At 63.5% G+C, this 24,200-nt stretch carries 22 protein-coding genes and 4 tRNA genes; 25 read left to right on the top strand and 1 reads right to left on the bottom strand.

From position 1 onward, the window contains the following. Positions 1–2,048 precede the first annotated feature (2,048 nt). Genes mnmG through FBY20_RS11165 form a run of 6 tightly spaced genes read left to right on the top strand, consistent with a single transcriptional unit; the run spans position 2,049 to position 8,242 of the window. Positions 2,049–3,968, top strand: a complete 1,920-nt coding sequence (gene mnmG, locus FBY20_RS11140) for a tRNA uridine-5-carboxymethylaminomethyl(34) synthesis enzyme MnmG (protein ID WP_062839283.1) — start codon at positions 2,049–2,051, stop codon at positions 3,966–3,968. Then, positions 3,965–4,654, top strand: a complete 690-nt coding sequence (rsmG, locus tag FBY20_RS11145) for a 16S rRNA (guanine(527)-N(7))-methyltransferase RsmG (RefSeq protein WP_142052158.1) — start codon at positions 3,965–3,967, stop codon at positions 4,652–4,654. The genes mnmG and rsmG overlap by 4 nt, the downstream gene beginning before the upstream one ends. Next, entirely contained in the window at positions 4,651–5,451 is an 801-nt protein-coding gene (locus FBY20_RS11150; RefSeq protein WP_056320583.1) for a ParA family protein, read from the top strand. The genes rsmG and FBY20_RS11150 overlap by 4 nt, the downstream gene beginning before the upstream one ends. Before the next feature lie 9 nt (positions 5,452–5,460). Further along, complete coding sequence (locus tag FBY20_RS11155) at positions 5,461–6,282, top strand: N-acetyltransferase (protein ID WP_142052161.1); 822 nt, start codon at positions 5,461–5,463, stop codon at positions 6,280–6,282. 45 nt (positions 6,283–6,327) lie between these two features. Next, positions 6,328–7,245: a ParB/RepB/Spo0J family partition protein gene (locus FBY20_RS11160; RefSeq protein ID WP_056320576.1), complete on the top strand. Its 918-nt coding sequence runs from the start codon at positions 6,328–6,330 to the stop codon at positions 7,243–7,245. Next, positions 7,238–8,242, top strand: coding sequence for an asparaginase (locus FBY20_RS11165; protein WP_056320573.1), 1,005 nt, complete (start codon positions 7,238–7,240; stop codon positions 8,240–8,242). Before FBY20_RS11160 ends, FBY20_RS11165 begins: the two co-directional genes overlap by 8 nt. Here the strand turns inward: FBY20_RS11165 and FBY20_RS11170 are convergent. Then, positions 8,236–9,129, bottom strand: a complete 894-nt coding sequence (locus FBY20_RS11170) for a LysR substrate-binding domain-containing protein (protein WP_056320570.1) — start codon at positions 9,127–9,129, stop codon at positions 8,236–8,238. The genes FBY20_RS11165 and FBY20_RS11170 overlap by 7 nt on opposite strands. Positions 9,130–9,268: 139 nt before the next feature. On the opposite strand from FBY20_RS11170, the gene FBY20_RS11175 reads away from it, so the two are divergent. The 19 genes from FBY20_RS11175 to rplL all read left to right on the top strand — a co-directional run bounded on the left by FBY20_RS11175 (position 9,269) and on the right by rplL (position 24,174). After that, entirely contained in the window at positions 9,269–9,856 is a 588-nt protein-coding gene (locus FBY20_RS11175) for a cysteine dioxygenase family protein (RefSeq protein ID WP_056320567.1), read from the top strand. A gap of 2 nt (positions 9,857–9,858) precedes the next feature. Further along, entirely contained in the window at positions 9,859–11,052 is a 1,194-nt protein-coding gene (gene metC / locus FBY20_RS11180; protein WP_056320564.1) for a cystathionine beta-lyase, read from the top strand. Next, positions 11,052–12,647: a rhodanese-like domain-containing protein gene (locus FBY20_RS11185; RefSeq protein WP_142055904.1), complete on the top strand. Its 1,596-nt coding sequence runs from the start codon at positions 11,052–11,054 to the stop codon at positions 12,645–12,647. Before metC ends, FBY20_RS11185 begins: the two co-directional genes overlap by 1 nt. A gap of 150 nt (positions 12,648–12,797) precedes the next feature. After that, positions 12,798–13,799 (top strand): tripartite tricarboxylate transporter substrate binding protein, encoded by a 1,002-nt coding sequence (locus tag FBY20_RS11190; protein WP_056320561.1) that lies wholly within the window; start codon positions 12,798–12,800, stop codon positions 13,797–13,799. Between the two features lie 106 nt (positions 13,800–13,905). Then, a complete protein-coding gene (hisN, locus tag FBY20_RS11195) occupies positions 13,906–14,712 on the top strand; it encodes a histidinol-phosphatase (RefSeq protein ID WP_142052164.1) in 807 nt (268 codons plus the stop codon). 57 nt (positions 14,713–14,769) lie between these two features. Continuing rightward, positions 14,770–16,155 carry a glutamine synthetase family protein gene (locus FBY20_RS11200; RefSeq protein WP_056320557.1) on the top strand — a complete coding sequence of 462 codons (1,386 nt, stop codon included), beginning with the start codon at positions 14,770–14,772 and terminating at the stop codon, positions 16,153–16,155. Between the two features lie 25 nt (positions 16,156–16,180). Further along, positions 16,181–17,590, top strand: a complete 1,410-nt coding sequence (locus FBY20_RS11205; RefSeq protein WP_142052167.1) for an aldehyde dehydrogenase family protein — start codon at positions 16,181–16,183, stop codon at positions 17,588–17,590. A 25-nt stretch (positions 17,591–17,615) separates the two neighbouring features. Beyond that, the gene (locus FBY20_RS11210) at positions 17,616–18,779 is read left to right on the top strand and encodes an iron-containing alcohol dehydrogenase (RefSeq protein ID WP_142052170.1); all 1,164 of its coding nucleotides are present in this window, start codon (positions 17,616–17,618) and stop codon (positions 18,777–18,779) included. A gap of 113 nt (positions 18,780–18,892) precedes the next feature. After that, a tRNA-Tyr gene (locus tag FBY20_RS11215) sits at positions 18,893–18,979 on the top strand. Between the two features lie 147 nt (positions 18,980–19,126). Continuing rightward, positions 19,127–19,200: transfer RNA gene (locus FBY20_RS11220), tRNA-Gly, on the top strand. Positions 19,201–19,212: 12 nt separating this feature from the next. Next, positions 19,213–19,287: transfer RNA gene (locus FBY20_RS11225), tRNA-Thr, on the top strand. Between the two features lie 55 nt (positions 19,288–19,342). Further along, positions 19,343–20,533, top strand: coding sequence for an elongation factor Tu (gene tuf / locus FBY20_RS11230; protein ID WP_142052172.1), 1,191 nt, complete (start codon positions 19,343–19,345; stop codon positions 20,531–20,533). A 118-nt stretch (positions 20,534–20,651) separates the two neighbouring features. After that, positions 20,652–20,727: transfer RNA gene (locus tag FBY20_RS11235), tRNA-Trp, on the top strand. Between the two features lie 64 nt (positions 20,728–20,791). After that, positions 20,792–21,172, top strand: coding sequence for a preprotein translocase subunit SecE (secE, locus tag FBY20_RS11240; RefSeq protein ID WP_046806052.1), 381 nt, complete (start codon positions 20,792–20,794; stop codon positions 21,170–21,172). 9 nt (positions 21,173–21,181) lie between these two features. After that, the gene (gene nusG / locus FBY20_RS11245) at positions 21,182–21,715 is read left to right on the top strand and encodes a transcription termination/antitermination protein NusG (RefSeq protein WP_006389586.1); all 534 of its coding nucleotides are present in this window, start codon (positions 21,182–21,184) and stop codon (positions 21,713–21,715) included. Between the two features lie 63 nt (positions 21,716–21,778). Further along, positions 21,779–22,210, top strand: coding sequence for a 50S ribosomal protein L11 (rplK, locus tag FBY20_RS11250; protein WP_056320728.1), 432 nt, complete (start codon positions 21,779–21,781; stop codon positions 22,208–22,210). A 2-nt stretch (positions 22,211–22,212) separates the two neighbouring features. Continuing rightward, positions 22,213–22,914, top strand: a complete 702-nt coding sequence (rplA, locus tag FBY20_RS11255; RefSeq protein WP_056320726.1) for a 50S ribosomal protein L1 — start codon at positions 22,213–22,215, stop codon at positions 22,912–22,914. Positions 22,915–23,187: 273 nt separating this feature from the next. Further along, positions 23,188–23,712 (top strand): 50S ribosomal protein L10, encoded by a 525-nt coding sequence (gene rplJ / locus FBY20_RS11260; protein ID WP_056320723.1) that lies wholly within the window; start codon positions 23,188–23,190, stop codon positions 23,710–23,712. A gap of 81 nt (positions 23,713–23,793) precedes the next feature. Then, the gene (rplL, locus tag FBY20_RS11265) at positions 23,794–24,174 is read left to right on the top strand and encodes a 50S ribosomal protein L7/L12 (protein WP_008157777.1); all 381 of its coding nucleotides are present in this window, start codon (positions 23,794–23,796) and stop codon (positions 24,172–24,174) included. Positions 24,175–24,200 lie beyond the last annotated feature (26 nt).

Here is a 24,200-nt window from a genome sequence, read left to right on the forward strand (position 1 = left end):
TTACGCCGCCGATTTTGATCGGCGTAGCCGCAGTCCGCGCTGGCATGAGCATGCCCATCAACGAGCTGTTGGTATGAGGCCGACGTCAGTAAAACGTGCTGCTGGCGCTGTGGATAAGACCGCCGTTGAAACGGCCGTGTCTGCTGGTGTTGCGGGAACCCGCTGCTGCTGGGCGTTCCGGTGGCTTGTGCTGTTGTTGACGGTACGCACGGGTCTTCAATGCATGGCGTGTACCGGCTTGCACCGTTGACGGCCTGTTGATAAGAATGTGCGTAACCCGAGTCTGGCGTTGAGCAATTCGAACATTTTCATAGTGCGCTGCGGTTAACCGTTGTCTGTGGATAAGCCTTAGGTTTTACGCTGGGAACGCATGCTTCATGGTTCCCGCTTGACGTTCGCTTGGCATCAACCTGTGTTTGAGTTTCATGCTGCCGGCCGTCGGAACGGAATGTGAGAACCGTTTCGCTTGCCGCATTCGGCTGCCTGGTTGGCTACGCCGGGGAACTTTAATGCGGCTTTCGAATCATCCGCTGAGGTTTTGTCCGACCGCTATGGTCCGAAAAGTTCGTTTTTTGCAGGCTAGGGGTAGGGTAGGGTGGAATAAATCGATATTTTTCTGCTTTCTTACTTTTCCTGGGTCACGCGCTGCAGGTCGATGCGTTGCTTATTGATGTGGGCCCTCCCGCGGAAAGTGAGATGTGGCGGAGGGATAGACCCCGGCTGCTTTGGGTGTTTCACGTGGAACATAGCTGCCGGCTAGCCGCGAAAGCTATGTCTTGGATGTTCCACGTGAAACATCGGCCGGCTTTTGCGGGGTACGAGGGGCGGTAGATTCGGCGGCCTTTCGAGAACGCGACTTCAGGTTGTCGGGCTGGTGGGCGGTTTGTGCCAAAAGGAGCGACGTCCACGTTGCTTTAGCCGTGCCGGTAGTGGGCGCGAGCATCGTTGAATACCGCAGCCATATCAATCACCGACAGAACACCGAGAACTAGTTGGGACGATCGCAGGCGGGTTCAAACAATCGAAGGCTAGCTAGCATCGAGTACATCGACGTTAACCACGACGCTCCTGGTGACCAGTGTTCCACGTGAAACATTGGATGGTGCTGAACAACAATGGTGCGCATCGGGCTTCGGCTGGTGAAGGCGTTTCTGGACTTCAGTACTCGAGGTACATCTCGGCACCCATCTCACCTAACCATTCCGCATCGATTGGCGCGTATGGCTGCCACTTAGCGATATGTCCCATCGGCAACCGCCTGGCGCTAAGCGCTTTGTTTCACGTGAAACACCCGTTGGTCCGCAGCCGGGATAGGCGCACGTTGAAGCGAGGAATGATTGCCTCAAGTCCGAATGCACGGTCGGTTAGCGGACTGACCTGGCCTCTACATAGCTGACGGCAGTCTCTGCTGTCTAAAGCGTGACGTCATCGTGTGATGCAAAGGATGCGACCACGCCCCGCTTAGGGGGTCTCAAATCTGGCCATACGTCCTATGTGCGACGATGCTGACGGTGGGCGAGGGGAGATAAGTATGGAGCCAGCCGTAGGGTCCAACGGTGGACGAATCGTGGCTCGCTGACGAGCCGATGATGCCCCGGGTAATGTTCCACGTGAAACACTCGGATGCCCATTTCCCAGTTCTTCCAAGACTTGCCTGCTGCCTCGACCAGCAAGTCCGAACTTCACCTGCGGGATGGCGGGGCGGGCGCTTTAGGTGCGGACTTCAGCCCTCGCGTCGATGCATCTGGCCATATACGCGAGCCACCAAGTCCCCAAATAAATGAATGTTCCACGTGAAACAACGCGGGAGCCTTGCTGCGGCGTACTCAGTCGACAAGCGGCGGGGATGTTTCACGTGGAACATCAGCCCACGACACCGGCAGATGCCGATACTTTCAGACCCCTCCGCCCGCCGCACACGAGCTCTCGCGCTACCCGATAAAGGCCCTTTGGCGCAAAACACACTCCCCAAAATGTTTCACGTGAAACATGCAACCCCTGCCTCTATAATGAGCGCCGAACGCTCTCTTCTTTACCTTCCCCCCATCATGGACTATCCCCGCGAATTCGATGTCATCGTCGTCGGTGGCGGCCACGCCGGCACCGAAGCGGCTCTGGCTGCAGCCCGTACTGGTGCGCAGACGCTGCTGCTCACGCACAACATCGAGACCCTTGGCCAAATGTCTTGCAATCCGTCCATCGGCGGAATCGGCAAGGGTCACCTCGTCAAAGAGGTGGACGCCCTCGGCGGGGCCATGGCACTGGCCACGGATGAGTCCGGCATCCAGTTCCGAATCCTGAACGGCTCGAAGGGGCCGGCTGTCCGTGCCACGCGTGCGCAGGCGGATCGTGTGCTGTATCGCAAGGCCATCCGCGGCCGCCTCGAGAACCAGCCGAACTTGTGGCTGTTTCAACAGGCGGTTGAGGACCTGATGGTGGAGGGCGATCGCGTCGTCGGCGCCGTGACGCAGGTTGGCCTGAAGTTCCGGGCCAAGACGGTGGTGCTGACCGCCGGCACATTCCTGAACGGCCTGATCCACGTTGGCCTGCAGAACTATTCGGGCGGACGCGCTGGCGACCCGCCGGCTATTTCGCTGGGTCAGCGCCTGAAGGAACTGAAGCTTCCCCAAGGCCGCCTCAAGACCGGTACGCCGCCTCGCATTGACGGACGCACCATCAACTACGCCATCCTGGAAGAGCAGCCCGGCGACCTGGACCCGATTCCTGTGTTTTCGTACATGGGCAACGTGGCCATGCATCCGCGCCAGCTGCCGTGCTGGATCACCCACACCAACGCGCGCACGCACGACATCATTCGCGGCGGTCTGGATCGCTCGCCGATGTACAGCGGCGTCATCGAAGGGGTGGGTCCGCGGTATTGCCCGTCCATCGAAGACAAGATCCACCGCTTCGCCGACAAGCAGTCCCACCAGGTATTTCTTGAACCGGAAGGGTTGGACACGCACGAGGTGTATCCCAACGGCGTCTCCACCAGCTTGCCTTTCGACGTGCAGCTGGATCTGATCCACTCGCTGCCCGGGCTGGAAAATGCGCACATCATGCGGCCCGGCTACGCCATCGAGTACGACTACTTCGATCCACGTGGACTCAAGAGCACGCTCGAGACCAAGGCCATCGAAGGTCTGTACTTCGCCGGCCAGATCAACGGCACCACCGGCTACGAAGAAGCCGCCGCGCAGGGATTGCTGGCTGGCGTGAATGCGGCCCTGAAGGCGCAGGAACGCGAACAGTGGACCCCGCGCCGCGATGAGGCTTACCTGGGCGTGCTGGTCGATGACCTGGTCACCCGTGGCGTAACCGAACCCTATCGCATGTTCACTTCGCGCGCCGAATATCGTCTTAGCCTGCGCGAGGACAATGCCGATCTGCGCCTGACCGAAATCGGCCGGCAGCTCGGAATTGTCGACAATGCACGGTGGGACGCGTTCAACCGCAAGCGTGACGCGGTTGCGGCCGAAGTCGAGCGCCTGAAGTCGTCGTGGGTAAATCCGCGCCTGCTGCCGGCCGAGGTCGCCGAACCGCTGCTGGGCAAGGCAATTGAACGTGAGTACTCACTCGCTGACCTGCTGAAACGGCCGAACGTGTCCTACGAAGCCTTGATGGGCGCCCAAAACGCCGATGGCTCGTTGCTCGCCGGCCCGGGGGTCGTTGAAGACGACGTGTTGTCGGAGCAGGTCGAGATCCAGGTCAAGTACGCCGGCTACATCGCACGGCAGCAGGACGAAGTGCAAAAGCACATCGCCCATGAACAACAGCCGATCCCGGCGGACGTGGATTACGACGCCGTGACCAGCCTGTCCTTTGAAGTGCGCCAGAAGCTCAAGACGCATCGTCCGGAAACGATCGGCCAGGCCGCGCGCATTTCCGGCGTCACGCCAGCTGCCATCTCGCTCCTGCTCATTCATCTGAAGCGCCTGCATTACGGCTCGCGCAAGCAAGCGGCATGAGCGCGCCCGCCAATCAGGCCGGCATCGACATGGCCGGCCGACTCACTCGTGCATGCGAGCAGCTTGGCCTGCGCCCCGACGATGGCGCCGTCGCCAAACTGCTCAATTACCTGGCGCAGATGCAGCGCTGGAATCGCACGTACAACCTGACCGCCATTCGCGATCCGCAGCAGATGCTCGTGCAGCATCTGTTCGACAGTCTTGCGGCCGTAAAGCCCTTCAGCGAGGCGCTGGCCGCGCCCGACGCGCCAGCCAAGGTGTTCGACGTCGGATCGGGCGGCGGCCTGCCTGGCGTCGTCCTGGCGATCATGCAGCCCCATTGGTCCGTGACGTGCGTCGATGCCGTTGAAAAGAAGACCGCGTTCGTGCGCCAGATGAGCGGCGCGCTGGGTTTATCCAACCTGCAATCGCGGCACGCGCGCATTGAAACGCTGGATCCCGCCGAGTGCGACATCGTCACCTCGCGAGCGTTTGCATCATTGGATGATTTTGCGCAACTCGCGGGTCGCCATGTAGCCAAGAATGGTACCCTCGTCGCCATGAAGGGCAAGGTCCCCGAAGAAGAAATCCAGGCGCTGCACGCGCGCGGGGAATGGCAAGTCGACCATATTCAGCCGCTCCAGGTGCCGGAGCTGCAAGCAGAACGCTGCCTGATCTGGATGCGCCGCAGTCAAGGAACCCTATGAAGAACATACCCCCCAGCACATCCGCCCGCGTTTTCTGCATTGCCAATCAGAAGGGCGGCGTGGGCAAGACGACGACCGCCATCAACTTGGCGGCGGGTCTTGCCACGCACAATCAGCGCGTGCTGCTGGTGGATCTGGACCCGCAGGGCAACGCCACGATGGGCAGCGGCATCGACAAGAACTCGCTGGAGTCCAATCTGTACCAGGTGCTGATCGGCGAGACCTCCATCGAGCAGGCGCGCGTGAAGTCCGAGTCCGGTGGTTACGACGTGCTGCCGGCCAACCGCGAACTGTCCGGCGCCGAAATCGATCTGGTGCAGATGGAACAGCGCGAGCGCCAACTGAAGGCCGCCATCGACACCGTTGCGACCCAGTACGACTTCGTGCTCATCGACTGCCCGCCCACGCTGTCCCTGCTTACCTTGAACGGCCTGGCAGCCGCGCATGGCGTCATCATTCCCATGCAGTGCGAATATTTCGCGCTCGAAGGCCTGTCGGACCTCGTCAACACCATCAAGCGCGTGCATCGCAACATCAACGACGACCTGCGCGTCATCGGTTTGCTGCGGGTCATGTTCGATCCGCGCATGACGTTGCAACAGCAGGTGTCCGCGCAGCTGGAATCGCACTTCGGCGACAAGGTCTTCAAGACCGTCGTGCCGCGCAACGTGCGCCTGGCCGAAGCACCCAGTTACGGCATGCCGGGTGTTGTGTATGACCGCGCGTCACGCGGCGCGCAGGCGTACATCTCGTTCGGCGCCGAAATGATCGAACGCGTCAGGAAAGACCTGAACTAGCCGTCCCCGATGCCCGACGCCGCGCTCTTTTTTCCGCCACAGCCAACCGTCTCCACGCCGCCCGCCGACGTGCGCGATGCGCTGCGCGTGCGGCTGGAAGACGCGGCGCTCAATGCCACCGCCGTGGGCGCGCAGGTGATCTATGATGGCTGGCTCGTGCGTTTTGCCCAATCGCCGGCCAAGCGGGTCCGAAGCGTCAATGTGCTGGGGTTATCCACACGTCCTTTGGATGAGCGGCTGGCGTATTGTTCATCGTTGTATGCGCGCCAGGGTTTGCCCATGGTGCTGCGCATCACCTCCATCGGCCCCGATTTTTCGCTCGACGCCGAGCTGGAGGCCCGCGGTTATCTCTACACCGGTGAGACTCGCGTCATGAGCACGCCGCTCGCTCCCCGCGCAAGCGTCAGGAGCGATCTGCATTTCAGCAAGGTCGATGCCGAGCGCTTTGCGGCGGCGGTCGGGGCGCTGCGCTGCTCATCGGCTGCGCACATCGCCGAACACCACGCGCGCCTTGCCGGTCTGGCTGTGGATAAGCAGCCGGTGCTCGCCACCGACGCGGCAGGGCAGGTGGTCGCTGCGGGGATGGCCGTGCGTGAAGGCGACCTGCTCGGCCTGTTCGACATCGTTACCCACCCGGGACATCGGCGCAAAGGTTACGCCGCTGTCCTGGTGGAGCATTTGCTGGCCGAAGGGGCTGCCGGCGGCGCCAGGACGGCCTATCTGCAGGTCGAGCCGGAAAATGTCGCCGCGCGGACCCTGTATGACCGCTACGGATTCAAAGACTGTTACGCGTATTGGTACCGCCTGCCCGCCGAGCAGGCGGACGCCTGAGCCCGGCGCTCAGGATACAAAGACAGAAGGAAAGAGGATTTAATTATGGCCACCAAGAAACCCAAGGGATTGGGTCGCGGACTGGACGCCTTGCTGGGCGCCGATGCGCCCGCAATCGACAACATCGGCAAGGCTGTCGCCAAGCCCGAGGGTCCGCCGTCCACCCTGCCCATCTCGAAGATGCGCGCCGGCAAGTACCAGCCGCGCACGCGCATGGACGAGGGGGCCCTGGGCGAGCTGGCCGAGTCGATTCGCATGCAAGGGATCATGCAGCCGATTCTCGTGCGTGCGTTGGGCGATGCGCCCGGCCACTACGAAATCATTGCTGGCGAACGCCGCTTTCGCGCCGCGCAGCTTGCCGGCCTGAAAGAAGTGCCGGTCCTGGTGCGCGAAGTCGCCGATGAAAACGCCGCCGTCATGGCGCTCATCGAAAACATCCAGCGCGAAGACCTGAATCCGCTCGAAGAAGCGCACGGCGTGCGCCGTCTGCTCGATGAGTTCGGCCTGACGCACGAACAGGCCGCGCAGGCCATCGGCCGTTCACGGTCCGCCACCAGCAACCTGCTTCGCCTCTTGAACCTGGCCGCGCCCGTGCAGACCATGCTGCTGGCCGGCGACGTCGACATGGGCCACGCCCGCGCGCTGCTCGCCGTCGATGCGGCCACGCAGATCCAGCTTGCCAATCTCATCATCGCGCGCCGTCTGTCGGTGCGCGAGGCTGAAAAGCTCGTTGCCAAGACGGCCAAGGAGGCCGAAGCCTCGGCGTCGCCCAAGAAGAAAACCAACGGCGTGTCGCGCGACCTGACGCGTCTGGAAGAAGCGCTGTCCGATCATCTGGGCACGCGCGTGGCGCTGAAAGTGGGCGCCAAGGAAAAGGGTCAGATCGTCATCGACTTCCACGGCTGGGAGCACCTGAATTCGCTGCTCGAGCGCCAGGGCCTTTCCGGAGCGGTGGATGCCTGAAAACGCATTGCCCGTCATCGCGGTGCTGGCGACGGGGGGCACGATTGCGGGTGCCCAGGCTGACGCCACGTCCGCCGGCTACAAGTCGGGCACTTTTTCCGTGAATGACCTGCTCGCGGCGGTGCCGCAGCTGGCCGGCATCGCAGAGATCCGCGCCGAGCAGGTAGCCAACGTCGGCAGCCAGAACATGACGCACGACGTCTGGCGCGCGCTGGCGCAGCGCGTGGACACGCTTTGCCAGGACGCCTCGGTGGCAGGCATCGTGATCACCCACGGGACGGACACGCTCGAGGAAACCGCGTACTTCCTCAGCCTGGTGAACCGTCATGACAAGGCCGTCGTGCTGGTTGGCGCCATGCGCCCGGCCACGGCCCTGGGCGCAGAAGGTCCGGCCAATCTGTACAACGCGGTGGCGCTGGCGCGCCATCCCGATGCGCGGGGCCGCGGCCCGCTCGTCGTCATGAACGAAGACATCCATTACGCCCGCGAAATCCAGAAGATCGCCAGCGCCGGCCTGTGCGCGTTTGCATCGCCCAATCGCGGCCGCGCCGGCGTCATGCACGGCGGCGTGCCTTGCTTTTACTCGCGCAATGCCACCACCTATGGCGCACAAAGCGAGTTTTCACTCGCGTTGTTGGAAAAGGCTGGTTGGCCGCGTGTGGACATCGTCTATGCGTATGCCAACCTGCAGGCCGACCTGATCGATTTCCTGGCTAGCGCCGCCGACGGCATCGTGCTGGCGGGCGTGGGCGACGGCAACGCCACCGACCTGGCCATCGAAGGCCTGCGGCGTGCAGCCGACGACGGCGTGGCCGTCGTTCGGTCCAGCCGCACGGGCAGCGGTTTCGTGGCGCGCGATGTCGAAGTCGACGATGCCAGCTTGGGCTTTGTGGCCGCGCGCGACCTGAATCCGCAGAAGGCGCGCATCCTCCTGATGCTCGCGCTGACGATCACTCGCGATCCGGATGCGTTGCAGCAGGTGTTCGACCGTTATTGAACCGTGGGCGGCGGCTCCGTCGCCGCGCCTTGTTGCGCAAGACCCAGGTTGGTCCGCAGCATGTCGTACACCTGCCGCGTCAGCGGATTGATGAGATCACGCCTTATCCACAGGAAGTAGGTCACGTCCGGCAGGGGCGGCAGCCCTTCCTTTTCTCCCAGCACCCGCATCTCCGGCCCCAGCAGTTCCACGCTGCGCGCCGTCACGCCCAGGCCCGCGCGCAGCGCGGCCTTGATCCCCACCAGATTTGGCGCCACGTAGTTCGTGTGCCAACGCACCTGCGCCTGCTCCAGCGCATTGAGCGCCAGGCGGCGAAAGATGCTGGGTTCGTCCGCCAGCACAAGCGGCACGGGCGCATGCGAATCATGCACGTAATCGGCGGATGCCAGCCAGACCGTCGGCGATGTGCGCAACGCCACGCCCTCGAAGTCCTGGTCAAAGCGCGTGGAGATCGTCAGGTCGATCTCGCCCGCGCGCAGGGCATCCATCAGGAACGGACTGCGATCGACCCGGATCTCCAGCTTCACGCGGGGCGCCACGCGCGCGATGTGCGTGAGCAGGGTGGGCAGGATCGTGTCCGCCACGTCCAGGGGCGCACCCAGCCGCAGATCGCCTTCCAGCGGCCCGTCCTGCAACGCCCGCAGCGCTTCATCGTTGATGGCCAGCATGTGCCGGGCGTATTCGACAAGCCGCCGGCCATGCGAGGACAGCACCTTGTTGCGGCCCTGCTTTTCAAACAGCGGCAAACCGATCATCGCCTCGAGCCGCTGCATCTGCTGCGTGATGGCGGACTGCGTCTTGTGCAGCCGGTTGGCGGCCTCGGAAAACGTTTCATGCTGCGCGATGGCCGTCAGCGTGCGAAGCAGGTCCAGGTCTAGATTGCGCATTCGTTCAGCGGGAAATGGGTTCAGGGATAACCCGACACATTAGCAGTCCTAATGGAATGTTCAAGCAATTTAAATTGTTGGCATTCACACCCGGCGATACAGTAAACGCATAACTCATGAAACAAGAGGGAACAACGACGTGAGCACTGCACATCCCCAACAGGCCGGCATCGACAGCGCGGTCGAAAATATTAAAAAAACTGTAGGAAATAAGGGCCTGAACCGCGACAGCCTTCAGCTCGTCCTGGATGAGCTGGTGGCGTTGGCCGGCAATACTGCCTGGTGGGGCGCCGACCGCTATCCGCCGCCCGAGGGCGACGAACGCCAGGCCCGCTATCTGATCGCCGAAGACGCCGACAAGAGCTATGCGCTGTACCTGAACGTCATGCGCCCGGGCAAGAAGATCGTGCCGCACAACCACACCACCTGGGCGTGTATCGCGGCGGTCGAAGGCGTCGAATACAACTACGTGTACGACCGCCTGGACGACGGTTCACAGCCGGGCGTCGGCAAGCTGGCGCAGATCGATACCGTGGTGGTGGGCCCCGGCACCGGCATCGCGCTGATGCCCGACGATATCCACGCCGTGGAAATCCAGGGCGACAGCGTCATCCGCCATCTGCACATGTACGGACGCGCGCTGGAAACGCTGGACCAACGCCTGGGCTTCGACCTGGAGACCGGCACCTGCAAGATCATGCCGATCGGCGTGCAGACGCGGCGCTGATCATGAGCAAGCCCTTCCGGTCCGCAACGCGCCTGCTGCGTGCAGGACGTCCTCATCAAGGCTGGGTCAACACGCCGGTCACGCGCGCCAGCACGTATGTCTTCGATAGCGTAGAAGCGTGGCGCGACACGCGGGCGCGCCGCGAACAGGAGCGTCTGCCGTCCTATGGCGCGCGGGGCACCGACAGCACGCACGCCCTGGAAGACGCGCTCGTCGAACTGGAAGCGGGCTATCGCGCCAAGCTTTATCCCACGGGCCAGGCCGCAATCGCCACCGTGCTGCTTGCCTATCTGCGCGCGGGCGATCATGTGCTTGTGACAGACGCCGTGTATGAGCCGGTGCGCCGGTTCTGCGCCGAACACCTGACGCGCCTGGGGATCGAATTCACGTACTACCGGCCGGATGCCGCTGGCATCGAGGCGCTGATCCGGCCCAATACCCGCATGATCTACGCGGAGTCGCCGGGGTCGTTGACCTACGAAATGCCGGACCTCACCGAGTTATCCACAACCGCGAGAAAACACGATTGCTGGCTGGCTGTGGACAACACGTGGGCGTCCGGTCTGGTGCAAAAACCGCTCGCATTGGGCGCCGACATTTCCATCCTGGCCGCGACCAAGTATCTGGGCGGCCATGCCGACGTGATGATGGGCGCCGTCGTCACGAACGAGCGCGCATGGCGGGCGCTGGAACGCGCAACCATCGATTTCGGCCAGACGGTCGGCGCCGACGACGCCTTCCTGGTGCTGCGCGGCATGCGCACGCTGCCCCTGCGCATGGCGCAGCACGCCCGCAGCGCGCTCCTGATCTCCCAGTGGCTCAAGGCGCGTCCGGAAGTCGCGCGCGTTTTGAATCCTGCGCTGCCTGGCGATCCCTCCCACGCAATCTGGCGGCGCGATTGCAGTGGCGCCAACGGCCTGCTGACGCTGGAACTGTCTGACGCCTATACCGAGGCCGACGCCGAACGCTTCATCGACAGCCTGCAGCTTTTCGGCATCGGCGCCTCGTGGGGCGGCTTTGAAAGCCTGGTGATTCCGGTGAACTTGCAGGCTGCGCGCTCGCTGCCGGGCCTTGAAGCGCGCGGCCCCATGCTGCGCCTGCACATCGGCCTGGAAGATCCTGACGACCTGATCGCCGACCTTGACCGCGGCCTGGCCGCACTGACTCAACCCATCCGTTCCCTCCGAATCTCATGATGCAGCCGTATAACGACCCCACCTTCGCCGACGTCGATTCGCACACGCTCAAGCAGTGGTTGCACGACGGCCGCGAGATCGCGCTTCTGGACGTGCGCGAGCATGGCCAGTATGGCGAGTCGCACCTGTTCTACGCCGCGCCGGTCCCGTACAGCCGCCTTGAAGTCGACATCGTCCGCCTCGCGCCTCGCCGCGGCGTGCGCGTCGTGGTCTACGACGAGGGGGGCGAGGACGACACCGCGCCCCGTGCCGCGCGGGCCCTTGGCGTGCTGGGCTACACGGATGTGCACCGCCTGGCTGGCGGCATCGCGCAATGGCAGCGCGACGGTTATGCCGCATTCGCAGGCGTGAACGTTCCCAGCAAAACATTTGGCGAACTCGCCGAAGAGGTTTTCCACACCCCGCGCATCGGCGCCCGCGAACTGGCCGAACGCCAGCGCCGGGGCGACGACCTTATCGTGCTGGACGGCCGGCCCTTCGCCGAATACCAGAAGATGAGCATTCCCGGCGGCATCTGCTGCCCCAACGGCGAACTGGCGCTGCGCGCCCACACGCTGGCCGCGCGGCCGGACACCACCATCGTGGTCAACTGCGCGGGCCGCACGCGCAGCATCATCGGCGCGCAGACCCTCATCAACTTGGGTGTGCCCAATCCGGTCTACGCCCTGGAGAACGGCACGCAGGGCTGGTACCTGGAAGACCTGCAGCTCGAGCATGGCGCGCGCCGCCGGTATCCGGATGACGTCACGCCCGAAGACGTGCCGGCGCTGGCGCAGCGTTCCGCGCAGCTCGCCCAGCGTCACGGCGTGCCGTCGGCCAACGCCGGGCAGGTGCAGGACTGGCTGCGAGACCCGCAGCGCACCACGTTCCTGTGCGATGTGCGCAGCGCCGAAGAGTTCGCGAAGGGATCGTTGCCCGGCGCGCAGCATGCGCCTGGCGGGCAACTCATTCAGGCGACGGACCAGTACATCGCCGTGCGCGGCGCCCGCATCGTCGTGTTCGATGGCGAAGGCGTGCGCGCGCCGGTCGTCGCCAGCTGGCTCCGGCAGATGGGATGGGACGCCTGCACGCTCGAAGATGGCACGGGCGCCGTCCTGGCCCACGCGCCGGCACAGCCCGAGGCGCCCGCGCTTGCTCTGCTGTCCGATGCGGCCTTGGCCGATGTGCTGAAGCAGGGCGCCCAGATGGTCGACATTCGGCCCAGCATGCGGTACCGCGCGAACCACGTGGCCGGCGCCCGCTGGTCCATCCGTCCGCGGCTGCATCGTCTGGCGCTCGATCCCGGGCGTCCTGTCGTGCTGCTGGCCGAAGACGCCGCATTGGCGGCGTGGGCGGCGCGCGATCTGGCTGCCTTGGGCATCGATGACGTCAAGGCCAATACGGGCACGCCGAACAGCTGGTCCGCTCAAGGCATTTCGCTGGAGTCGACGCCTGCCGATCCGCCCGATAGCGATTGCATCGACTACCTGTTTTTCGTGCACGACCGCCACGACGGGAACAAGGCCGCCGCGCGGCAGTACCTCGCCTGGGAAACCAATCTCGTCAAGCAGATCGACGACCGGGAACGCGCCGCGTACCGGTTCCCGGCCAGCTGACACCGCCGCCGCGCGTTTGCGCGGCGACACCCGCTTCAACCTGATCAGGACGCCCCGGCGGCAATTGCCGCCGGGGTGCGGACGGTTCATGGCGAACCGGAATGCAAAGGACGGCCGAGTATCCGGCCGCCATCTCAAGGGGAAATCCAGATGAAGCAACACGCATTGCAAGCTTGCAAGACGGCCGCGGTGGCAGCGGCAGCCCTCGCGTGGGGGTTCGCCGCCCATGCCCAGACGCCGGCGCCGCTGGCGGACTATCCGAAGCAGGCGATCACCGTTGTCTCGCCGTTCCCGCCGGGCGGAGGCAACGACGGCGTCGCACGCTTGATCGCGCAGGAGCTGGGCGCCATCACGGGTCAAAGCGTGGTTGTCGAAAACCGCTCGGGGGCGGGCGGCAACGTCGGCACGGCGCAGGTGTCCCGCGCCAAGCCGGACGGCTACACCCTCGTGATGTCGCAGACCAGCGTCATGGCCGTCAATCCGCGCCTGTACAAGAACGTGGGCTTCGATCCGCTGAAGGACTTCGTGCCCGTTTCGCAGATCACCTCGGCGCCGCTGGTGCTCGTCTCGCGCGCGGACGGCCCGTACAAGACGCTGGACGATTATCTTGCGGCCGCGCGCAAGCAGCCCGGGGTCATCACCTATGCGACGCCAGGCAACGGCACGATGAGCCATCTGATGGGCGCGCTGGTTTCCCAGAAGGCCAACGTCAAGCTGGTGCATGTGCCGTATCGCGGCGCGGCGCCGGCGGTCACGGACCTGCTGGGCGGCACCGTCGACATGCTGATCACTTCGCCGGCATCGGCCGAACCCATGGTGGCGGCCGGCAAACTGCAGATCCTCGCGATGAGTCACGGCGATGGCGTGGGCATCTTCAAGCGCGCGCCCACGTTGAAGCAGGCCGGCCTGGAAGGCATCACCGCGGATGACTGGTACGGCTTGTTCGCGCCCGCGGGAACGCCGCCCGAGCGCATCGCTTATCTGGCTCAGGCCGTGGAGCAGGCCATGAAGTCGCCCGCCGTGATCGCCAAGATCAACAGCGGCGGCAGCCAACCCGTGGGCAGCGCGCCCGCGGCCTTCAAGAGCCGGCTGCAGCAGGACACCACGTATTGGGCCGACATGGTGAAGACGGCGGGCGTGTCGCTCGATTGAACGGCATGTTTGCCAACGCGGAGCAAGGTGTCTAGACTGGAAACGCCTGCGTGCAGGCGTTCCGTCGGCGCACTGATCCTCCGCGCGCCCCTCCTGGAGGGCATCGATGCAGACTTCCTCGGCCTTGTCGTCGCCGCAGCTCGCGGCGTATGCCGCGTTCGCGCAGTCGCTGGCGGATCGCGCCCGGCCCCTGTCGCGCAAGTGGTTCCGGCATCCGCTTGATGTCGACACCAAGGCCGATGACAGTCCCGTCACGCAGGCAGACAGGCAGGTCGAGGCGGCGCTGCGCGAAGCCATCGCCGCGCATCATCCCGGACACGGCATATTCGGTGAAGAATTCGGCGCCTCTCATGCCGATGCCGAATTCGTATGGTCGCTCGACCCCATCGACGGCACCAGCGCCTTCATCTCGGGCAATCCGCTGTGGGGCACGCTGCTTGCGCTGATGCACCGCGGCAGGCCGGTGTTGGGGCTGATCGACATTCCCATGCTCGACGAACGCTGGATCGGCGTGGCGCACGCGCCATCGCAATTGAACGGAAAGCCGTGCGCGACGCGCGCATGCACCGACCTCGACAGCGCCATCCTGTATGCCACCGCGCCCGACATCTTCACGGGCGCCGAGCTGGCCGCTTTCGACCACTTGGCAGCCAAGACACGCATGCGCCGTTATGGCGGCGACTGCTACAGCTATGGGCTTCTCGCCAGCGGCCACGTCGACCTCGTCGTGGAGGCGGGGCTGCAACCCTACGATTACCTTGCCCTTGCGCCCGTGATCGAAGGCGCGGGCGGCGTCATGACGGATTGGGCAGGGCAGCCGCTCGGTCTCGCCTCAAAGGGCCGCGTGATCGCGGCCGCCACGCCTGCGCTGCATCGCCAGGCGATGCAGGTGCTGGGGGCGGCCATGGCCTGACCGGCGCGCCGCCCGCCCGCAGTTCCACGCAACGCTTCAGCCATAAGGTGAACGAGCATGCATGCACTAGGGGTAGCAACGGTGGAGGACGCAGAGCGGCTGGTGCAGGCCAGCCCGCTCTCGCATATCAAGATCGGCCTGTCCGATGTGGACGGCGTCATGCTGGGCAAGTACCTGAGGCGCGACAAATTCCTGGGCGCGCTGCGTTCCGGGCTCGCGTTCTGCGACGTGGTGCTGGGGTGGGATCTGGACGATCAGCTCTACGACAACACCCGGTACACCGGCTGGCACACCGCGTACCCCGACGCAAAAATGCGCATCGTGCCGCAAAGCGCACGCCGTCTCGCGCTGGAACAAGGCCCCGGCGGCGAAGACATGCTGCTGTTCCTGGCGGAATTCGAGGGCGATGCCGCCGCCATCTGTCCGCGCCGCCTGCTGCACCGCGTGATCGATCGCGCGGCTGACATGGGATTCGATGCCTATGCCGCGCTGGAGTACGAATTCTTCATGTTCCGCGAGACGCCGCACTCCGTGCGCGCCAAGCACTACCGCAACATGGAGAACTGGACGCCGGGCAATTTCGGGTATTCGGTTCTGCGAAGCACGGTCGAGGGCGACTTCTATCGCAAGCTGCTCGACATGTGCGAGCGCATGGACATGCCCATCGAAGGCCTGCACACCGAGACCGGGCCGGGCGTGCTGGAGGCCGCGCTTGCTGTGGACCATGTGGCGGCGGCCGGCGACAAGGCGTTTCTGTTCAAGACGTTCGCCAAGGCGCTTGCGCAACAGAACGGCCTGATGGCCACCTTCATGGCGAAATGGTCGCACGACCACCCGGGTCAAAGCGGCCACATTCACCTGTCCCTGCGCCACCGCAAGACGGGGCGTTCGGCCTTCTACGACGAGTCGCAGCCACATGGCGTCGGCAACCTGCAGGCCGCCTTCATGGCGGGCGTGCAGCGGTACCTTCCCGAATTCATGGCCTTGTACGCGCAAACCATCAACAGCTATTCGCGCCTGGTGCCCGGCTATTGGGCGCCGCTGGACGCCACGTGGGGGATGGAAAACAGGACGACGGCACTGCGCCTCATCCCGGGCAGCGACAAATCGCAGCGTGTCGAAGTGCGCATCGGATCGGCCGACGCCAATCCCTATCTGGCGCTGGCCGCGGCGCTCGCCTCAGGGTTGTACGGCATCGAGCAAGGGCTGTCGCCCGAGCCCATGGTGCAGGGCAATGCCTATACGCAGGAGTTTCCCGCGCATCTGCATCTGCCCACGACCTTGTGGGAAGCCGCGCAGCGTCTTCGCGGCTCCGACGCCGCGCGGCTGCTGTTCGGCGACGCCTTCGTCGAGCACTACGCCGCGACGCGCGAATGGGAAGAGCGGCAGTTCCGGCGTCATGTGACCGACTGGGAGCTTGCGCGCTACTTCGAAATCATCTGAACCCGTCCATTGCATCAGGGTAGCCATGACCCACGAACTCATCACCATCAGCCCCATCGACGGACGTCCGGTCGTGCGCCGCGCGTACGCCAGCGAAGCGCAGATCTCGCAGGCGCTGGCCAACGCCCAGGGCGCGCAGCCGGCGTGGCATGCGCTCGGCATCCAGGCGCGGGGGCGCATCGTGACGGCTGCGGTGGACCATGTCGTGGCGGCCAAGGATGAAATTGCGCGCGCGATCACCATTCAGATGGGCCGTCCGCTACGCGACGCACCCGGCGAAGTCGATGGCTTCGCCGCCCGCGCGCGCCACATGATCGCCATCGCCGACGATGCCCTCGCTCCCATTGCCGTTCCCGCGCAGCCAGGCTTTACGCGTTTCATCCGCCGCGAGCCCGTCGGCGTGGTGCTCACCATCGCGCCGTGGAACTATCCGCTGCTGACCGCGGTGAACAGCATCGTGCCCGCACTGATGGCGGGCAACACCGTCATTCTCAAGCATTCAGACCAGACGCCGCTGTGCGCCGAGCTCATCGATCGCGCATTCCGAGACGCGGGGGCGCCAAGAGGCGTCTTTCAATACCTGCACGCCAGCCACGACATCACGCAACGGCTGATCCGCGCGCCGGAGATCGGCTATGTGTCCTTCACGGGCTCGGTCCGGGGAGGGCGCATTGTCGAGGAAAGCGCGGCGGGTCGCTTTATCGGCGTCGGACTGGAACTGGGCGGCAACGACCCAGCCTACGTGCGTGAGGACGCCAACCTTGACGCCGCGGCAGAGACGCTCGTCGATGGCGCCTTCTTCAACGCCGGCCAGTCCTGTTGCGGCATTCAGCGCATCTACGTGGCGCGTGGCGTGCACGACGCGTTCGTCGAGCGCGCCGTCGCCCTGACGCAACGTTATGTGCTGGGCAATCCGTTGCAGCCGGGCACGACGCTTGGCCCTGTCGTGCGCGCCCGCGCGGCGGCCGAGATCCGGGAAGTGATCGCGCAAGCCGTCGGCGCCGGCGCCGTAAACGTGATCGATAACTCGCATTTCAAAAAAGCGAGTGAAAGCTCACTTAAAGCGAATGAAAGCTCGTGTTATGTCGCGCCCGCGTTGCTGACGCAGGTCGACCACCGCATGCGCATCATGAGCGAGGAGTGTTTCGGTCCGGTTGCCGGCATCATGCCGGTCGACAGCGACGAACAGGCCATCGCGCTGATGAACGACAGTCCGTACGGATTGACGGCCGCCGTCTTCACGCAGGACGAAGCGGCCGCATTGCGTATCGGCGGGCAGGTGCGCGCGGGCACGTTCTTCATGAACCGATGCGACTACCTTGACCCGGCGCTCGCGTGGACGGGCGTCAAGGAGTCGGGCCGCGGCGTGTCCTTGTCCAAGCTCGGCTACGAACCGCTCACCCAGGCCAAATCCTTCCATTTGCGCAGCCTCTGAACGCGGCGTCACCAGGAACCGAATCATGACCGTCCCCCACGTCAACTGGAACTATCCCACCGCCATCAAGGTGGGTCCCGGACGCATCAAGGAACTGCCCGCGTGCTGCCGTGAGCTGGGCATGTCCCGACCTTTGCTCGTGACCGATCCCGGACTGGCCGCGTTGCCCATGGTCCGCGATGCCGTGGGCATGTGCCACGATGATGGCGTCGATTGCGCGGTCTTTCACGACATCAAGGGCAATCCCACCGGGCGCAACGTCGACGACGGTGTCGCGGCGTTCAAGCGCGGGCGCCATGACGGTGTCATTGCGTTCGGCGGCGGTTCGGCGCTTGATGCAGCGAAGGCCATCGCTTTGATGGCTGGGCAGAGCCGGCCGCTGTGGGACTTCGAAGACATCGGCGACAACTACCTGCGCGTCAATGCCGCCGGCATGGCGCCCGTCGTGGCCGTACCCACCACCGCAGGCACCGGCTCCGAAGTCGGGCGCGCATCCGTCATCACCGACGAGGCCGCGCACATCAAGCGCATCATCTTTCACGCCCGCATGCTGCCATCCATCGTGATCCTGGACGCCGAGCTCACCGTGGGCCTGCCGCCCAAGATCACGGCGGCCACGGGCATGGACGCGCTGTCGCACAACCTGGAAGCCTACTGTTCGCCGTTCTTTCATCCCATGGCGGCTGGCATTGCGCTGGAGGGCATGCGCCTTATCAAGGCGTATCTGCCGCAGGCGGTGGCCGATGGCGCCGATCTGCAGGCGCGCCAGCAGATGCTGACGGCATCGTGCATGGGCGCCACCGCCTTCCAGCGCGGCCTGGGCGCCATGCACGCGCTGGCGCATCCGCTCGGCGCGCTCTATGACGCGCATCACGGCCTGCTCAACGCGATCTTGATGCCCTACGTGCTCAAGGCCAACGAAGAAGCGGTGGCGCCCCGGCTTGAAGCGCTTGCGCGTTATCTCGGGTTGCCGCGGCAAAGCCCGGGCGCGGTGCTCGACTGGGTGCTGGCGCTACGCGAGGCCGTGGGCATCCCACATACGCTCGCCGAGATCGGCCTGGATGACGGCCAGGCCGAGCGGGTGGGGCGCATGGCCAGCCAGGATCCTTCCGCCGGCACGAACCCCGTCAATTTCTCCGCCGAAAAATATTCTCAGCTTTTTCGTGCAGCAATTCGCGGAAACCGGTAAGCTTCGCCCCCTCTGCGCGGAAACGCGGCGGAGGTGGAACTGAAATTATGAATTTTTCATCCGAATGGTTTGACAGCGGATTTGAAAGTGTTCATAATCTCAAGTTCTCCGCTGGAGGGGTGCCCGAGTGGTTAAAGGGGGCAGACTGTAAATCTGTTGGCCTTGCGCCTACGTTGGTTCGAATCCAACCTCCTCCACCAGAGACCCATACCTAAATCCAGGCGCGGTTGGCCTGGATTTGCAATGTAAGGCCCGGTGGCCTTGTGCGGCCTTCGCAAAGAAGGTGGCAAGGATCCTCCGGCCTTCATTTCGAAGGGTTGGGATGAGAGAAGGTGAAAGGGTTTGCCGCGGGTGTAGCTCAATGGTAGAGCAGAAGCCTTCCAAGCTTACGACGAGGGTTCGATTCCCTTCACCCGCTCCAAGATTTTTAAATGCCCATGTGGCTCAGTGGTAGAGCACTCCCTTGGTAAGGGAGAGGTCGCGCGTTCGATCCGCGCCATGGGCACCACAAATTCCAAATTCTTTTCTTCAGTCAGAAGCGCAATCCAGGTCAGGAGTCAGCCATGGCAAAAGGCAAGTTTGAACGTACCAAGCCGCACGTGAACGTGGGTACGATTGGTCACGTTGACCACGGCAAAACGACGTTGACGGCGGCGATCACGACCGTTCTGTCGACCAAGTTCGGCGGCGAAGCCAAGGGCTACGACCAGATCGATGCAGCTCCTGAAGAAAAGGCACGCGGCATTACCATCAACACGGCTCACGTCGAGTACGAAACGGAATCGCGTCACTACGCGCACGTTGACTGCCCGGGCCACGCCGACTACGTCAAGAACATGATCACGGGCGCTGCCCAGATGGACGGCGCGATCCTGGTCGTGTCGGCCGCTGATGGCCCCATGCCGCAAACGCGCGAGCACATCCTGCTGAGCCGCCAGGTTGGCGTGCCGTACATCATCGTCTTCCTGAACAAGGCTGACATGGTTGACGACGCCGAGCTGCTCGAGCTGGTGGAAATGGAAGTTCGCGAACTGCTGTCCAAGTACGACTTCCCGGGCGACGACACCCCGATCGTCAAGGGTTCGGCCAAGCTGGCGCTGGAAGGCGACAAGGGCGAACTGGGCGAACAGGCCATTCTGGCGCTGGCTGCCGCGCTGGATTCGTACATCCCGACGCCTGAGCGTGCCATCGACGGCGCGTTCCTGATGCCGGTTGAAGACGTGTTCTCGATCTCGGGTCGCGGCACCGTGGTGACCGGCCGTATCGAACGCGGCATCATCAAGGTCGGCGAAGAAATCGAAATCGTCGGTATCGTTCCGACGGTCAAGACGACCTGCACGGGCGTGGAAATGTTCCGCAAGCTGCTGGACCAAGGTCAAGCTGGCGACAACGTGGGCATCCTGCTGCGCGGCACCAAGCGTGAAGACGTCCAGCGCGGCCAAGTTCTGGCCAAGCCGGGCTCGATCACCCCGCACACGGACTTCACGTCCGAGGTGTACATCCTGTCCAAGGAAGAAGGCGGCCGCCACACCCCGTTCTTCAACGGCTATCGTCCCCAGTTCTACTTCCGCACGACGGACGTGACGGGCACGATCGACCTGCCGGCCGACAAGGAAATGGTTCTGCCGGGCGACAACGTGACGATGACCGTCAAGCTGCTGGCCCCGATCGCCATGGAAGAAGGTCTGCGTTTCGCCATCCGTGAAGGCGGTCGTACCGTCGGCGCCGGCGTCGTCGCCAAGATCCTGAAGTAAGCAATACCCGGATGGGTAGGGTGGGCATTCATGCCCCTCTATCCATCTTTGCTGTAAAAGTAGTACTATGTATGGTTCCGCGAGCCGATGCAGGGCGGAACAAGATTTTGATGTGTTTAGGGGCATAGCTCAATTGGCAGAGCGTCGGTCTCCAAAACCGAAGGTTGTAGGTTCGATTCCTACTGCCCCTGCCACCGCCAGGATAAACCCGCGGGAGATCATCGCGAGTTACGCATTCACGGCGGCTCGCGTCGCAATATGTCTAATACCAGCGTAGAAACCGTAACCAGTACCGCCGACCGGGTCAAGCTCGGGCTGGCGGTTCTCGTCGTTATTGCTGGCATCGTCGGGTTCTCCGTGCTTAGCGCGCAGCCGATGCCCGCTCGGATCGGTGTGTTCGTCGGCGGCCTCGTGATCGCAGCCGCGATCGCCTGGTTCAGCGAACCCGGTCGCCGTACCCTGAGCTTTGCCAGCGAGTCCTACAACGAAGTCAAGCGTGTCGCATGGCCCACCCGCAAGGAAACGACCCAGATGACGGGTATCGTTTTTGCCTTCGTGGCCGTCATGGGCATTTTCATGTGGGTGCTCGACAAGGGCATCGAATGGATTCTCTACGGCCTGCTGCTGGGCTGGAAATAAGGACGGCAAATGAGTAAGCGTTGGTATGTCGTCCATGTGTACTCCGGCATGGAAAAAAGCGTACACAAGGCCCTGAATGAGCGCATCGAGCGCGCGGGCCTGCAAACGTCTTTTGGCCGCATCCTTGTGCCCTCTGAAGAAGTCGTCGAGGTCAAGGGTGGTCAGAAGTCGATCACCGAGCGCCGCATTTTCCCCGGTTATGTCCTGGTTGAAATGGACCTGACCGACGAAACGTGGCACCTGGTCAAGAACACCAACCGAGTCACCGGCTTTTTGGGCGGCTCGGGCAATCGTCCGACCCCGATTTCCGAAAAGGAAGTCGAAAAGATCCTCTCCCAGATGGAAGAGGGCGTCGAGAAACCCCGCCCCAAGATCCTGTTCGAAGTGGGCGAGATGGTTCGGGTCAAGGAAGGTCCGTTTGCGGACTTCAACGGCAACGTCGAAGAAGTCAACTACGAAAAGAGCAAGGTGCGTGTGTCCGTCACCATTTTTGGTCGCGCCACGCCCGTCGAGCTCGATTTCAGCCAGGTCGAAAAGACCTGAATCTAACCCCCGGGGAGCCCTGTCCTTATCGGCCAGGGCGATATCACCCGCAAGGAGCAAAGCATGGCGAAGAAGATCGTCGGCTTTATCAAGCTGCAAGTACCGGCTGGTAAGGCTAACCCCTCCCCCCCGATTGGCCCGGCCCTGGGTCAGCGTGGCCTGAACATCATGGAATTCTGCAAGGCGTTCAACGCCAAGACTCAAGGCATGGAGCCTGGTCTGCCGATTCCGGTGGTGATCACCGCTTTCGCCGACAAGAGCTTCACCTTCATCATGAAGACCCCGCCCGCGACGGTCCTCATCAAGAAGGCCGCCGGCGTGCAAAAGGGTTCGCCCAAGCCGCATACCGACAAGGTCGGTACGCTGACCCGCGCGCAAGCTGAAGAAATCGCCAAGGCCAAGGGTCCCGACCTGACCGCCGCCGATCTGGAAGCCGCAGTGCGCACGATCGCTGGCAGCGCCCGCAGCATGGGCATCACGGTTGAGGGGATCTAATCATGGCTAAGTTGTCCAAGCGCGCCGCCGCTATTGCACAAAAGATCGACCGCACCAAGCTGTACCCGGTCGCTGAAGCCCTGACCCTGGTCAAGGAAACCGCCGTCGCCAAGTTCAATGAATCCATTGACGTGGCCGTGCAGCTCGGCATCGACCCGAAGAAGTCGGACCAACTGGTCCGCGGTTCGGTCGTGCTGCCCGCCGGCACCGGCAAGTCGGTCCGCGTCGCCGTGTTCGCCCAAGGCGACAAGGCTGAAGCCGCCAAGGCCGCTGGCGCCGACATCGTTGGTCTGGACGACCTGGCCGACAGCATCAAGGCCGGTCAAATGGACTTTGACGTTGTCATCGCCTCGCCCGACACGATGCGTGTCGTCGGTGCCCTGGGTCAGATCCTGGGCCCGCGCGGCCTGATGCCGAACCCGAAGGTCGGCACCGTGACCCCCGACGTCGCAACCGCTGTGAAGAACGCCAAGGCCGGTCAGGTTCAGTACCGTACCGACAAGGCCGGCATCATCCACGCAACGATCGGCCGCGCGTCGTTCGGCGTGGAACAGCTGCAAACCAACCTGGCCGCTCTGGTCGACGCCCTGCAAAAGGCTCGTCCCGCAGCTGCCAAGGGCATTTACCTGCGCAAGCTCGCCGTTTCGTCCACGATGGGCGGCGGAGCGCGTGTGGAAATTGCCTCGCTGTCGGCTTCCAACTAAGCCAACAGCAGTAAACGTACTTTGGGCTGCATCCGGACCCCTCCGGATGTTGCTGTCAAAGACCGCTGGAGCAGGGCAGTGGAAGGGATTGTCCTTCCGCAAGGAAAGCAGCATCGCCGCTGCCCCGCTTAATCCCGGAGCTCATCTAGTCCGGATCCAGCGTAGACGGCGTCCCCAGGAAGAATTCTTTACCCGAAGAACTCGTCCAGGCGCCGCATTCGGTTGACGCGCAAGGCTCCGGCCCCAGGCGTCTTTTGATGGAGTGTTCAAACCGTGAGTCTCAATCGTCAAGAGAAAGCGGTGGTAATCGAGGAAGTCTCGGCGGAAGTCGCCAAGGCCCAATCGATTGTTATCGCTGAGTACCGTGGTCTGGACGTCGCCTCTGTCACCGTACTGCGCAAAACTGCGCGTGAATCGGGCGTGTATCTGCGTGTTCTGAAGAACTCGCTGGCCCGTCGTGCTGTTGCTGGCACGGCTTTCGAGCCGTTGGCCGAGCAACTGACCGGTCCGCTGATCTATGGCATCAGCACAGATCCGGTAGCGGCGGCCAAGGTCATTGCTGGTTTCGCGAAGAGCAACGATAAGCTGGTCATCAAGGCGGGCGCTCTGCCCAACAACTTGCTGAACCAAGAAGGCGTGAAGGCCCTGGCCACCATGCCCTCGCGCGAAGAGTTGCTGTCGAAACTGCTTGGCACCATGCAAGCCCCCATCGCGCAATTCGTGCGTACGCTCAACGAAGTTCCGACCAAGTTCGCCCGTGGCCTCGCTGCCGTGCGCGACCAGAAGGCAGCGGCCTAATCGCCCTGTTGTCCGGAATTCGCTGAACGACGAAGCGACACCCAAACCCTGGCATTACCAAAATATTTGGAGTTCTGAAAAATGGCACTTAACAAAGCTGAAATCCTTGACGCCATCGCTGGCATGACCGTGCTCGAGCTGTCCGAGCTGATCAAGGAAATGGAAGAGAAGTTCGGCGTGTCGGCTGCTGCCGCTGCCGTCGCTGTCGCTGCTCCCGCCGCTGGTGGCGCTGCTGCCGCTGCTGAAGAGCAAACCGAGTTCACCGTCGTCCTGCAAGAAGCCGGCGCGAACAAGGTCAGCGTCATCAAGGCCGTGCGCGAGCTGACCGGTCTGGGTCTGAAGGAAGCCAAGGACCTGGTCGACGGCGCTCCGAAGCCCGTCAAGGAAGCTGTGGCCAAGGCTGACGCCGAAGCCGCCAAGAAGAAGCTGGAAGAAGCTGGCGCCAAGGTCGAAGTCAAGTAAGACCTGCGTCAACTGCCCGGGGACAG

The sequence above is a fragment of the Achromobacter sp. SLBN-14 genome (genome assembly GCF_006715415.1).
GTDB classification, from domain to species: Bacteria; Pseudomonadota; Gammaproteobacteria; order Burkholderiales; family Burkholderiaceae_B; genus Achromobacter; species Achromobacter mucicolens.